The sequence below is a fragment of the Streptomyces sp. NPDC006450 genome (genome assembly GCF_040612195.1).
Lineage (GTDB): Bacteria > Actinomycetota > Actinomycetes > Streptomycetales > Streptomycetaceae > Streptomyces.
In genome coordinates this window covers 1-12,905 of the sequence record NZ_JBEXPT010000090.1, presented here as the reverse complement: position 1 = coordinate 12,905, position 12,905 = coordinate 1, and the positions used below count along the sequence as shown (strand labels likewise).

Here is a 12,905-nt window from a genome sequence, read left to right as displayed (position 1 = left end):
CCCGGGCCGAACCGCTCCGGCCCCGCCAGGCACTGCGCAGCACCGCCGACAACGGACTGAAGATCGTCATCGTGGGCGGTTTCGGCGTCGGCAAGACCACCATGGTCCGCTCGGTCAGCGAAATCCGCCCGCTGAACACCGAAGAGACCATGACCAAGGCCGGCGAGGCCGTGGACGACACCCACGGGATCGCCGGAAAGAGCGCCACCACCGTGGCCTTCGACTTCGGGCGCATCACCCTCGACGCCCGCAACGTGCTCTACCTGTTCGGCGCCCCCGGCCAGGAGCGGTTCTGGTTCCTGTGGGACCGGCTCTTCTCCGGCACCCTCGGCGCCGTCGTCCTCGTCGACACCCGGCGCCTGGCGGACTCCTGGTACGCCATCGACCGGCTCGAACACCACGGCACGCCCTTCGTCGTGGCCTGCAACGACTTCGGCGGCCCCGAGCACACCCCGGAACAGATCCGCGCCGCCCTGGACCTGCCGGACGGCATCCCGCTGGTGTTCTGCGACGCCCGCTCCCGGGAGTCCAGCAAGCAGGTCCTGATCTCCCTCGTCCAGCACCTCCAGACTGCCGCGCTGTCGAGCACCCGGCCGAGCAGCCAGCCGAGCCCCCTGTCCCAGACCCCGGAGCCCACCCCGTGACCTGCCCCGCCGCCTCCGAGTACCAGCCCGTCTACCTCGGCGGGCCCCGGTTCCAGACCGACCCCGTCGAGCTGTACCGCGAGATGCGCCGCGACCACGGCGCCGTCGCCCCGGTCGTCCTCGACGGAGACGTACCGGCCTGGCTGGTCCTCGGCTACCGCGAACTGCACCAGGTCACCAGCGACCCCGTGCTCTTCTCCCGGGACTCCGAACTGTGGAACCAGTGGGACCGCATCCCCGCCGACTGGCCCCTGCTCCCGATGATCGGCCGCCGCCAGCCCTCGATCCTCTACACCGTCGGCGAACGCCACCGCGAGCGGGCCGCCGTCATCTCCGAGGCCCTCGAAGCGGTCGACCCCTTCGAACTCAAGGGGCACGCCGAGCGGTTCGCCGACGAACTGATCGACGCACTGTGCGGCAAGGGCTCCTGCGACATCGTCGGCGAGTACGCCATGCTGCTCCCGCTGCGCGTCCTCGCCCGCCTCTACGGGTTCTCCGACGCGCAGGGCCCCGGACTCGTGCGGGCCATGAACGACATGATCAACGGGCGGGAGGGCGCCCTGGAGGGCCAGGGCCACCTCGCCGAGTCGATGTTCGCGCTGCTCTCCGCCAAACTCGCCGAGCCCGGATCCGACGTGGTCTCCCGGATGCTCGCCAACCGGTCCGGCTTCACCGTGGAGGAGGTCGCCCAGGACCTCATGGTCATGATGGCCGCGGGCCACCAGCCCACCGCCGACTGGATCGGCAACTCCCTGCGCCTCATGCTCACCGACGACCGCTTCGCCGCCTCCCTCGCGGGAGGCCGGCACAGCGTCGGCGAGGCCATGAACGAGGTGCTGTGGGAGGACACCCCCACCCAGAACGTGGCCGGCCGCTGGACCTCCCGCGACACCCACCTGGGCGGCCAGCGCATCGCCGGCGGCGACCTCGTCCTGCTCGGCATCGGCGCCGCCAACGCCGACCCGCACGTGCGCACCGACGCCGGAGCACTGACCGGCGGGAACAACGCCTTCTTCTCCTTCGGGCACGGCGAACACCGCTGCCCCTTCCCCGCCCAGGAGGTCGCCGAGGTCATCGCGCGCACCGGCATCGAGGTGCTCCTCGACCGGCTGCCCGACGTCGACCTCGCCGTGCCCGCCGCGGACCTGACCCGCCGCCCCTCGCCCTGGCTGCGCGGCCTCACCGCCCTTCCCGTGACCTACACCCCGACCCCCGCCCTTGGAGCCACCCGATGACGTGCCCGATCGACCACTCCGGCCCCGCAGCCATCGTCCTGGACCCCTTCGTCGCCGACCTCGACGCCGAGAGCGCCGCGCTGCGCGCCGCCGGGCCGCTGGCCCGGGTGGTCCTGCCCGGGGACGTGGCCGTGTACGCCGTCACGCACCACGCCGAGGCCCGCAAGCTCCTCACCGACCCCCGGATCGTCAAGGACATCGACGTGTGGGGCGCCTGGCAGCGCGGCGAGATCCCGATGGACTGGCCCCTGATCGGCCTCGCCAACCCCGGCCGCTCGATGCTCACCGTGGACGGCGAGGACCACCGCCGGCTGCGCACCCTGGTCGCGCAGGCACTGACCGTACGCCGGGTCGAGAAGCTGCGCGCCGGCATCGAGGCGCTGACCACCGGCATGCTGGACAAGCTGGCCGGGCTGCCGGCCGGCGAGAGCGTGGACCTCAAGGCGCAGTTCGCCTACCCGCTGCCGATGAACGTCATCAGCGACCTGATGGGCGTCGACGCCGAGGAACACCCGCGGCTGAAGGCCCTGTTCGAGAAGTTCTTCTCCACGCAGACGCTGCCCGAGGAGGTGCCGCAGATGATGGCGGACCTCGGCGCGCTGTTCTCCCGCATCGTCGAGTCCAAGCGCGAGAACCCGGGCGACGACCTCACCAGTGCCCTCATCGAGGCCTCGGAGGACGGCGACCACCTCACCACCGAGGAGATCACCAACACCCTCCAGCTGATCGTCGCCGCCGGCCACGAGACCACCATCAGCCTGATCGTGAACGCGGTCGTCGCCCTGGAGACCCACCCGGAGCAGCGCGCCCTCGTCCTGAAGGGCGAGGTCTCCTGGGAGAGCGTCATCGAGGAGACCCTGCGCTGGTCCAGCCCCACCTCGCACGTCCTGATCCGCTTCGCCACCGAGGACGTGGAGGTCGGCGACCGGATCCTGCCCAAGGGCGAGGGCCTGATCGTGTCCTTCGGCGCGCTCGGCCGCGACGAGGCCCAGTTCGGCGAGACGGCGGGCGAGTTCGATGCCACCCGCACCCCGAACCGGCACATCTCCTTCGGCCACGGCCCCCACGTCTGCCCCGGCGCCGCCCTCTCCCGCCTGGAGGCCCTGGTGGCCCTCCCGGCCCTCTACGCCCGCTTCCCGAACCTCACCCTGGCGGTGGCCCCCGGCGAGCTCCGCAACAAGCCGATCCTCACCCAGAACGACCTGTTCGACCTCCCGGTTCGCCTGGCCTGATCCGCGGCTGCCCCGCCTCCTCCATCCGGAGGAGGCGGGGCAGCCGATTAATCGGATGTGCTGACGGGGCGCGGTTGTTAAGTTCACCGTGTGCCGAAGCTGAATCAGATCATCGCAGTCGAAAAGGGCGTCAAGTCCAAGGCCCTCCAGGAGCTCACCCAGGCTCACCAGGACGTGCAGAAGCCCGCCCTGCTGGCCGGCATCTCCCGGACCTACCAGCCCAAGGACGAGGAGGGCGAGCAGCTCCCGCCCGAGTCCACCCGGGTCCAGATCAAGGCGGAGGACGCCCTGCGGGCGACAGCCTCGACCCTCACCCGGCTCTTCGACGTGACCGCGACGAAGGACTGGGCGAACCGGTCCGCGGTCGCGGACGTGGTGGTCGACGGCACGGTCCTGCTGCCCCAAGTGCCCGTCCCGTACCTGCTGTTCCTGGAGAAGCAGCTCACAGACCTGCACACCTTCGTGCGCAAGCTGCCGGTGCTCGACGCCTCCGAGTCCTGGAACCTGGACCCCTCGACGGACGCGTGGAAGACGGACCCGGTGCGGACCATCCGTACGAAGAAGGTCCCGCGCAACCACGTGAAGGCCGAGGCCACGGAGAAGCACCCGGCGCAGGTCGAGGTGTACTACGAGGACGTGGCGGTCGGCTACTGGACCACCGTGAAGTTCTCCGGCGCACTGCCCGCCCGGCGGGTCAACGAGCTCCTCGACCGGGTCGAGAAGCTCCAGCAGTCCGTCAAGTTCGCCCGTGAGGAGGCGAACAACACCGAGGTCACCGACCAGCGGGTCGGCGACGCGGTATTCGGCTACCTCTTCAGGTAGCCCCACATTCGCCCCCCGTCGCGAGCGGGGGGTGCGCGATGAGCGCAAGCTGAAACTGATGTTGAAGCTGATCATGGGGTGTCAGTTGGGGGTTCGAATCCCTCTCCCCGCACCACGTGCGGGGGTGGCCCAAGTCCGGCAGAGGCGGCCCCGTAAATCTCAGATTCTCGCTCCAGTCTCAGTATTCGCCGCCGAACACCGGATCGACCGAGCGCGGGCGAACATCGACGGATGGGGGTTCAAGTCCCCTCGGCGCCTCTCCGTGGCGCTGTAGTTCAAAGGCAGAACACGTCGATCTCAATATGACCCGCGGCTCTTAAACGCCGCCGGTGTGCGCAAATGGGTGGCAAGCTGGAGCCCGGGAGCTGGACATGCTCCCGGGCTCCGTCACGTTTCGCGACCTCCGCCGCGTCGCGCGGCGCGACGCCGGTTCAACGCGGCGCCGGTTCAACGCGGCGCCGGTTCAACGCGGGGCCGGTTCAACGCGGGGCCGGTTCAACTACGTGGGCACCGGTACCGAGACGAACGCCGTGCCCGACTCGTTCTCCACCAGGATCGCCCGGACGTCCGCCGGGTCCACCGCCGCCGAGCCGTCCAGCGCCGCGCCCTTGCCCTCGCCGTGCTCCGCAGTGCCCACCACCCAGCCGCCCGCCGTGGTGCGCGTACCGTCCCGGGAGACGACGACGATCCGGCAGCGCTCGCCCGCCGGGATCCCCGTCACCGCGGCGTGCACCCGCACCCACTTGGTCGCCGGCGTCACCTGTACGGTCATCCGCGCGCCCGTGTCCGCATCCGTCGCGGAGGCCACCTTGGTCCCCGCCGCAGGCGGCGAGGGCTCGGCCGAGACCGTCGGCCGCGGCCGGGCCTCGACACCGGTGCTCCCGCCGCCCAACTGCGTACCGGCCCAGAAGACGGCGGTCAGCGAGGCCGCCACGGCCAGTCCGGTGAACGCGGTCCGGCGCCGCCGTGCCCCGTCGACCTCCTGGCGCATCTGGCGCAGGGTGCGCTGGAGCAGCAGGTCCCCGCCCTGCGGCGGACCCTCGAGGAACGCCTCGGGTGGCACTTCGCCCAGGGCCGTCTCCATCTCACGCAATGCCGTCACCTCCTGACGGCACTGCACGCAGCCGTCCACGTGTTCCTCGACCCGGCGGACTTCCGCGTCGTCCAGGACGCCGAGAACGTACGGGCCGAGCAGTTCCTCCTCGTGTCGCTGCCCGTTCATGCCACCACCTCCTGCAGTCCGCCGGGCCGCGGAGACGGGCCACCGGTGCGCGTGCTTTCCCTGAAGACTTCTCTGAGCGCCTTGAGCGCGTAGTGCGAGCGCGATTTCACCGTGCCGGCCGGAATGCCCAGGGCGTCCGCCGCCTCGGCGACACTCTGCTGGCGGTAGTACAACTCCGTCAGCACGTCCCGGTGTTCCGGTGACAGCTGGTCCAGGGCCCCCAGTACGGTCATCGTGTCCACCACCGCGTCGGCGTGGTCCGCCTCCACCGGCGGATGCGCCGGCGATCCGGACACCTCCGGAGGCCGGGCCGCCTTCGCCCGGTACCGGTCGGTGACGATGTTGCGGGCCACCGTGAGCAGCCAGCCGCGTACGGATCCCTTCCCGTTCACCAGGACCTCGGAGTGGCGCCAGGCCCTGATCAAGGTCTCCTGGACGATGTCCTCGGCCGCGGCCCGGTCCCCGGTCAGCCGGGTCGCGTACGCGAGCAGGGCGTGACCGTGCTCCTCGTACACGGACTTGATCAGTGCCTCGTCGGTCGAGCCCCGCCGAGTGCGGGGCCACAGTGGTCCGGCCATCTCACCCTCTCCGTCTTCCTCGCTCTTTCGGTGCGGTCGGAACACGCCGCGCACGGGCTCCGGGTTCACGTGACCTGCGTCACCCGGGTGCCGGTGGTTCGCGGTGCCGCTCAGTTCCGGCAGGTGCGCCCCTGGTTGAGGCAGTCCACGACCTGGTCCATGCGAGGGCCGGTCATCACGTTCACGAACATCCCGTGGTCGGTCTTGGGGCTGTGCCGCTGCTCCGGGAAGGAGTCGAGCGCGATCGGCGCCCCTGCGGGCACGTCGTAGGCGAGGGAGATCCGCAGGCGCGGTACGGGGAAGGTGTCCTGGGGGCAGACCCCGTTCGCCGCCGGGAAGCGCAGGTGCGAGCGGTGCCCGGGGCTCATGGTGTCCAGGCCGTTCCAGCAGCTCGGGAAGGTGAGGGTACGGGTGAGGCGCTCCCCCTCGGGACAGCGCGGATAGCGGGTGGTGGACCGGTCGGGGGAGCCCGAACAGCCCCAGCGGGCCCGCACGTCCTCGTCGGAGTCCGCGGTGAAGGCCACCGCGTCACCGGTCATCGCCCTCAGGAACCGGGGCATCGCCACCACTTTGCTCACCGGACTGCCGAGGAACTCCACCGACACCGCCGCCTCCGGCAGGATCGCGCCCGCGTTGCCGTGGCCCGCGGATCCCTCGTGCGGCCGCCCGCCCGGCCGGTCCGTGCGGCGCAGCACCGGCCAGTAGTACGTGGAACGGTCCCCGCGGGCGCAGCTGGTGGCGGCGGCGGCCAGGGAGGCATCGGTGGAGAAGGCGTCCGTGGACAGGTTCCCCACGTAGCCGTGCGTGTGGTGGGCGCCGGAGCGCAGCCCCGGGGAGACGACGAGGTTGTCCTCGTTGTAGTGGCCCTCCTCGTTGCGCCCGCAATCCACCGACACCCGGCCCGTGGAGGCCTGCGGACCGGCCGCGGGGGACTCGGCGGGCCCGGGCGGGACCTTCCCGAGGTCCCCGAAGTCCACGAAGTCGGCGGGGACGGGGCCGGCCCCGGCCGCCGGCTGACGCGGTCCGCCCGCGCGCGCGGCGCCGAGTACGGCGGCGGTCAGCCCGGAGCCCAGGACCAGGCAGATCAGCAGCGTGAGCAGTCGGCGTTCGTTCCCCATGCGGGTCACGGTTGCCGCCCACCCCCGCCCGCGTCAACGGGGCGTCCGCAGGTCGGTCACCGCCCGGCCGGGGCGCCGGATTCCGTTGGACCTGGTGCACCCGCGGGCCCCACGGCCCCAGGGCGCCGGGCCTGCGAAGCGCTGGTCCGGCGGCTGAACACGCGTGCGCAGGCGGCCGGCTCCACCACCCGCTCAGGCCAGCGGCGCCGCGTCGAGCTCGATCACTTCCGCGGGGCCCGCACGGAACGCGGGGCTCGCCGCGTCCGCCTCGATCATGTGCGGGGTGGCGTCGTGCGCGGCGAGGGCCGCCCGGGAGGCCCACTCCTCGACGAGGACGAACCGGTCGGGATCACCGCTCACCCCGTGCATGTCGTAGCGGACGCAGCCCTCCTCGGCCCGCACGACCGGCGCGAGGCGTTCGTAGGCGTCGATCTGCTCCCGGCCGCGGCCCGGAAGGGTGGTGATGAGGATCAGGAGTCGAACTGTCGATTGCATGATCCGAAGATTAGATCGAGCGGTCCGGGCGGGGACCGGAATATCGGGCGCGGCCCGGCCCCCGCATGGCCGGTCCGGTCCTTGCCCGTCACGGGCCGAGCGCGCAGAGTGGCCCGGTATGACACCCGAAGACCTCCTGCTGGCCCTCGCCCGTACCCGCGCCTCCCTCGACGGAGCCGAGGTCACCCTCTGGTGGACGGGTGACGTCCACTCCTGGGCCCCCGGTGAGCCCTACCGGCGCCTCTTCGGATTCGAAGGCCTCAACGTGGCCCGGCTGGTGGAGGGCGAGGCGCCGGGGACCTATTCGCTCCTCACCCGCGAGGCCGCGTTCTACCTGGACCCGCTGACCCGCGAGATCCTGGAGACCTGGGAGCACAAGCCCGTGGTCCACGTCTGGAACGACCCCGCGAACCAGAAGTGGCGTCCCTTCCCGGTCCCGATGACCGAGTTGGGCGACCAGGTCTGCTTCAGCCTGGAGATCCCGCTCGCCTACCCCTCCCCGCTGCCGGTCGCGCAGTACCCGGCGAACTCGGCCGACGACACCTACCGGGCCCTGGAGCTCTTCCAGTTCTTCGCCCCCGCCTCGGTCCTCGCCACCGACGCGCCCAGTGTCCCGTCCACCGTCTCCTGGACCCGGATGTCGCCCTGGCTCCCGTGGATGGAACAGGGTCCGCGCCCCGGCGGGCTCGCCTTCCACTGCCGGGGCCGCAAGCTCGGCTCCTACGCGGAGGTGCCGGAGCGGACCCGCGCGTACATCGCGGCCCGCAACCCGCAGTTCGCCCACGCCCCCGAGAAGTGGACGGAGCCGAACGAGACCAGCTGGACGTACTTCCGGCGGCTCAACCCGCCGGCGGACCTGCCCGGCGCCTGAGCAGAGCAGGCTCGGGCAGGACGGGTCCGGGCAGGACGGGTCCGGGCAGGACGGGTCCGCGCAGGACGGGTCCGGGCAGGGCAGCGCAGGTCCGGGCAGCGCAGGTCCGGGCGGCCCCGCCCGGTGCCTCTCAGCCGTCGGCCGCGAACCGGTCGAGGGCGGCGAGCGTGTGGTCGAGGGTGGCCGGGCCGCCCAGGTGTCCCGCTTCCTCCACCACGGTCAACTCCACGCCGGGCCAGGCGCGGGACAGTTCCCAGGCCGTGTCGAGGGGGCTGCCCATGTCGAGCCGGCCGTGGATCAGGACGCCCGGGATCCCGGCCAGCAGGTGGGCCCCGCGCAGCAGCTCGCCCTCCTCCAGCCACGCGCCGTGCGCGAAGTAGTGCGAGCAGATGCGCACGAAGGCGAGCCGCGCCGCCGGAGGCCGCCCGGTGTAGGGCAGGGATGCGGCGCCCTTCGTCTCTCCGGACAGCACCGCGTCCTCCCAGGCGCACCAGTCCGCCGTGGCCTTCGCCCGTACCTCCGCGTCGGGATCGCCCGCGAGGCGCGCGTAGGCCCCGACGAGGTCGCCGTCGCGCGCCGTGACACCGGAGCCGGCGAGGAAGCGGTCCCACTGCTCGGGGAAGTACCGGCCGACGCCGCGGTACAGCCAGTCGATCTCCGAGCGCCGGGTGGTGGTGACGGCCGCGATGACGATCTCGCAGACCCGCTCCGGATGCCGCTCGGCGTAGGCCAGGATCAGGGTGGAGCCCCACGAGCCGCCGTACAGCAGCCAGCGGCCGATGCCGAGGTGCTCGCGCAGCCGTTCCATGTCGGCGACCAGGTGGCCGGTGGTGTTGTGCCGCATGTCGGTCGCCGGATCGCTCGCGTGCGGGGTGCTGCGGCCGCAGCCGCGCTGGTCGAACAGGACGACCCGGTAGCGTGCCGGATCGAAGAGCCGGCGGGCGCGCTCGGTACACCCTGACCCCGGACCGCCGTGGACCACGAGTGCGGGCTTTCCGTCCGGATTGCCGCAGACCTCCCAGTAGATGACGTTTCCGTCGCCGACGTCGAGCATCCCCTTGTCGTAGGGCTCGATCGGCGGGTGGAGCTCTCCCACGTCCTGACCTCCTCATCTCCCCGTCCCGGGCGGCCGTTTGCCGGCGGCCCGTCGGGGTCCGGCCACCCTACGGCGCCCTCGCCAGGGTCCGGACAAGGGTTTTCCCCGTATCGCGTTCATCCCCGCTTTGCCTACTGTCTGCCCACCGGCGATCCTCCCCGTCCGAACAGCCCCCGCGCCCACCCCACATGGCGTGAAGCTGGAAGCTCGGTCAGTCGCCGGTGCCACCGTTGCCCAGCCCCGACGCTGCGGCGGGCGACGTGGTGTGCAGCAGCGGTGGCCGGGCGGGCTTGACCAGCCCGTTCCGGTCCCGCGGCCGCCGGTCAACCTCCCACACTGCACCAACCGGTCGCCCCGGCGCGTTCCGTGGCGGCCCGCGAAAGGGAACACCGTGCACGCATCCAGTCGACGCAGGCTCATATCCGTGGTGGCGATGTCCGTCACCCTGCTCGCCGGCACCGCCACCACCTCCCTGGCGCTGTCCGCCGCGGATCCCGCCCCCGGCTCGCAGACCCTTCCGGCTGCCGGCGCCCCCGCTGCCGCCGCCCCCGCCGAGAACCTCATCGTCGGGTACAAGTCCTCGGCCGCCGAGGCGGGCTCCAACTCCGCCGCCGCCGCCGACGTGGCGTCCAAGGGCAAGAAGGCCTCGAAGAAGGCCACCTTCGAGCGCCGCCTCGGAACCGGAGCCGCCCTCGTCAACCTCGGTGCCCCGGCCGACGCGGCCGCCGTCATGGCCCAGTTCCGTGCCGACCCCGACGTCGCCTACGTCGAGGCCGACTCCCGCGCGTACGCCCTAGCCGTCACCCCCAACGACACCGAGTACGCCAAGCAGTGGGACCTCTTCGAGCCCACCGCCGGCATGAACGTTCCGGCCGCCTGGGACAAGACCACCGGCTCGGGCGTCACCGTGGCCGTGATCGACACCGGCTACGTCGCCCACTCCGACCTCGCCGCCAACGTGGTCGCGGGCTACGACTTCATCGCCAGCTCCACCGCCGCCCGTGACGGCAACGGCCGTGACAACAACCCCGCCGACCAGGGCGACTGGAGCGCGGCCGGCGAGTGCGGTACCGGCTCCAAGGCCAGTGACTCCTCCTGGCACGGCACCCACGTCGCCGGCACCATCGCCGCCGCCACGAGCAACTCCAAGGGCGTCGCCGGCATCGCGTACGGCGCGAAGATCCAGCCCGTCCGCGTGCTCGGCAAGTGCGGCGGTGCCACCTCGGACATCGTCGACGCCATCACCTGGGCCTCCGGCGGCACCGTCTCGGGCGTCCCGGCCAACGCCACCCCGGCCAAGGTCATCAACATGAGCCTCGGCGGCTCGGGTGCCTGCACCGCCACCTACCAGAACGCCATCAACGCCGCCGTCGCCCGTGGCACGACCGTCGTCGTCGCCGCCGGCAACAGCAACTCCGACGCGGCCGGCTTCTCGCCCGCCAGCTGCAACAACGTGATCAACGTCGCCGCCAGCAACCGCACCGGCGACCGCTCCTTCTACTCCAACTACGGCGCGATCATCGACGTCGCCGCCCCGGGCGGTGAGACCCGCCGCGCCACCGACACGCCGGGCACCATCACCACGCCCGAGAACGGCATCTGGTCCACCCTGAACACCGGCGCCACCACCCCCGGCGCCGAGAACTACGAGCCCTACCAGGGCACCAGCATGGCCGCCCCGCACGTCGCGGGCCTCGCAGCCCTGCTGAAGTCGGCGAACTCCGCGCTGACCCCGGCCCAGATCGAGTCCGCGATCAAGACGAACGCCCGCCCGCTGGCCGGCACCTGCACCGGCGGCTGCGGCACCGGCCTCGCCGACGCCGGCGCGACCGTGGCGGCCGTGACCTCGACCCCGCCCACCCCGGGCTTCGAGAACACCACGGACTTCGCGATCGGTGACAACACCACCGTGGAGAGCCCGGTCACCGTCACCGGTGTCACCGGCAACGCCCCGGCCACCCTCAAGGTCGGCGTGAACATCGTCCACACCTACATCGGTGACCTGAAGGTCGACCTGGTCGCCCCCGACGGCACCGTCTACACGGTCCACAACCGGACCGGCGGCAGCGCCGACAACATCAACCAGGTCTACACCGTCAACGCCTCCTCCGAGGTCGCGAACGGCACCTGGAAGCTGCGCGTCAACGACAACGCCGGCGGCGACACCGGCAAGATCGACTCCTGGAGCCTGACCTTCTGAGTCCGGCCTCCCGGGTCCGGCCCTCCGGGCCGGATCCCACGGCGGCCCAACTCGGCCTGACGGGCCGATAGTACGGACCAACAACCCGCCCGACCTGCAGATACACCGCGTATCGGCAGGCCGGGCGGGTTTTCCTGTCACGTGACTGAATTCTGCGTCACAATCCGGGCCCGCCGGCCATCCGACCTCGTATTGTCGCGTCTCACAGGAAGGGCACAGGAACGGGGACCGAGAGGCTGGTGGCTGTGCGTGGCGGCAGCGACGGGGCACGCTGACACGACCGTCGGACACGGTGAACTGATCAAGGCGGTCGACCGCGCGCTGACCACGCACGGACGCGCCCTGCTCACCGGGCCCGCCGGCTCCGGCAAGACCGAGGTGCTGCGCGCCCTCACCGAGGCCGCCGCGCTGCGCCACGAGACCGTGCTCCGCCTCGCCCCCGGAGCCGCCGACCGGTGGATACCCGAGGCCTCCGCCGCCGCCCTCCTCGCCTCCGTCCCGGCCGCCGCGCTGGAATGCCTCTCCGGACCGCAGCGCACCGCCATCGCGCTCCTGCGGCGGGAAACCGACGCACCCCGCGTGGGCCGCGACCACGTCGCCCTGCGCCTCGCCGTCGTCGAGGTCCTGCGCAGCCTCGCGGTCCGCGGCCCCGTCCTGCTCGCGCTCGACAACGCCCAGTGGCTCGACGCGGAGAGCACCGAACTGCTCCGCTTCGCGCTGCGCCTGACCCCGCCGCAGGTACGGGTCCTCGCCGCCGAATGCGTCCAGGGCGGAACCCCGCTCTCCGAGCCCCTCTGCGGACCGGACACCCCCCAGATACGGGTGCCGCCGCTCGGCACCGACGAGATCGCCGAGCTGCTGGTGCGCCGGGGCCTCCCGGCCCGCCTCGCCGGCCGGATCCACCAGGCCAGCGGAGGCAACCCGCGCCTCGCCCTGGCGCTGGGACGCTCCCTCGCGGAAGCCGCCGGGTCGCGCGACGGCGGCGCGCACCACGCCGATCCGCTGCCCGTCTCCGGCCAGGCCCGCGAGGTGGCCCGCCGGCTCCTCGGCGCCGTCCCCGCCCAGGCCCGGCGCACCCTGCTCTACGCCGCCCTCGCCGCGCGCCCCACGACCGCGCTGCTGCGCCGGGCCGGCCGCCTGGACGCGGAGGCCGAGCTCGCCGTGGCCGAGCGGGCCGCGCTGGTCACCGTGGAGGAGGACGGCACGATCCGGTTCACGGCCGGGGCCCTGCCGACCGCCCTGGCCGCCGACGCGGGCTGGCCCGAACGCGCCGCCGGACACGCCGCGCTGGCCGCCGCCGTCGACGACCCCGTCCAGGCCGTACGCCACCGGGCGCTGGCCGTGGACGCCCCCGACCAGGCGCTCGCCGCCGAGGTCACCGAGGCCGCCGCG

12 protein-coding genes are annotated in these 12,905 nt (G+C 72.4%); 7 read left to right on the top strand and 5 right to left on the bottom strand.

Going from position 1 to position 12,905, the window contains the following annotated elements:
- Positions 1–32: 32 nt before the first annotated feature.
- The 4 genes from ABZY57_RS23575 to ABZY57_RS23560 all read left to right on the top strand — a co-directional run bounded on the left by ABZY57_RS23575 (position 33) and on the right by ABZY57_RS23560 (position 3,933).
- Positions 33–644 carry an ATP/GTP-binding protein gene (locus ABZY57_RS23575; RefSeq protein WP_356514997.1) on the top strand — a complete coding sequence of 204 codons (612 nt, stop codon included), beginning with the start codon at positions 33–35 and terminating at the stop codon, positions 642–644.
- Positions 641–1,879: a cytochrome P450 gene (locus ABZY57_RS23570; protein WP_356514962.1), complete on the top strand. Its 1,239-nt coding sequence runs from the start codon at positions 641–643 to the stop codon at positions 1,877–1,879. The genes ABZY57_RS23575 and ABZY57_RS23570 overlap by 4 nt, the downstream gene beginning before the upstream one ends.
- Positions 1,876–3,111 (top strand): cytochrome P450, encoded by a 1,236-nt coding sequence (locus ABZY57_RS23565; RefSeq protein WP_356514960.1) that lies wholly within the window; start codon positions 1,876–1,878, stop codon positions 3,109–3,111. Before ABZY57_RS23570 ends, ABZY57_RS23565 begins: the two co-directional genes overlap by 4 nt.
- A gap of 90 nt (positions 3,112–3,201) precedes the next feature.
- Positions 3,202–3,933: a hypothetical protein gene (locus ABZY57_RS23560; protein ID WP_356514958.1), complete on the top strand. Its 732-nt coding sequence runs from the start codon at positions 3,202–3,204 to the stop codon at positions 3,931–3,933.
- Between the two features lie 499 nt (positions 3,934–4,432).
- On the opposite strand, the gene ABZY57_RS23555 is transcribed toward ABZY57_RS23560, so the two are convergent.
- The 4 genes from ABZY57_RS23555 to ABZY57_RS23540 all read right to left on the bottom strand — a co-directional run bounded on the left by ABZY57_RS23555 (position 4,433) and on the right by ABZY57_RS23540 (position 7,346).
- Positions 4,433–5,155, bottom strand: a complete 723-nt coding sequence (locus tag ABZY57_RS23555; RefSeq protein WP_356514956.1) for a zf-HC2 domain-containing protein — start codon at positions 5,153–5,155, stop codon at positions 4,433–4,435.
- Positions 5,152–5,733 carry a sigma-70 family RNA polymerase sigma factor gene (locus tag ABZY57_RS23550; RefSeq protein ID WP_356514954.1) on the bottom strand — a complete coding sequence of 194 codons (582 nt, stop codon included), beginning with the start codon at positions 5,731–5,733 and terminating at the stop codon, positions 5,152–5,154. Before ABZY57_RS23550 ends, ABZY57_RS23555 begins: the two co-directional genes overlap by 4 nt.
- A gap of 110 nt (positions 5,734–5,843) precedes the next feature.
- Positions 5,844–6,851: a DUF1996 domain-containing protein gene (locus ABZY57_RS23545; RefSeq protein WP_356514952.1), complete on the bottom strand. Its 1,008-nt coding sequence runs from the start codon at positions 6,849–6,851 to the stop codon at positions 5,844–5,846.
- Between the two features lie 192 nt (positions 6,852–7,043).
- Positions 7,044–7,346, bottom strand: coding sequence for a putative quinol monooxygenase (locus ABZY57_RS23540; protein WP_356514950.1), 303 nt, complete (start codon positions 7,344–7,346; stop codon positions 7,044–7,046).
- Positions 7,347–7,464: 118 nt separating this feature from the next.
- Here ABZY57_RS23540 and ABZY57_RS23535 point away from each other — a divergent pair, with 118 nt between their 5' ends.
- Positions 7,465–8,217, top strand: a complete 753-nt coding sequence (locus tag ABZY57_RS23535; protein WP_356514948.1) for a DUF1838 family protein — start codon at positions 7,465–7,467, stop codon at positions 8,215–8,217.
- Between the two features lie 130 nt (positions 8,218–8,347).
- Here the strand turns inward: ABZY57_RS23535 and pip are convergent, their stop codons facing one another.
- A complete protein-coding gene (gene pip, locus ABZY57_RS23530; RefSeq protein ID WP_356514946.1) occupies positions 8,348–9,313 on the bottom strand; it encodes a prolyl aminopeptidase in 966 nt (321 codons plus the stop codon).
- Positions 9,314–9,746: 433 nt separating this feature from the next.
- Here pip and ABZY57_RS23525 point away from each other — a divergent pair, with 433 nt between their 5' ends.
- Positions 9,747–11,513: a S8 family serine peptidase gene (locus tag ABZY57_RS23525; protein WP_356514995.1), complete on the top strand. Its 1,767-nt coding sequence runs from the start codon at positions 9,747–9,749 to the stop codon at positions 11,511–11,513.
- A gap of 249 nt (positions 11,514–11,762) precedes the next feature.
- Positions 11,763–12,905: ATP-binding protein (locus ABZY57_RS23520; protein WP_356514944.1), on the top strand; the 1,143-nt coding region annotated here is incomplete at its 3' end.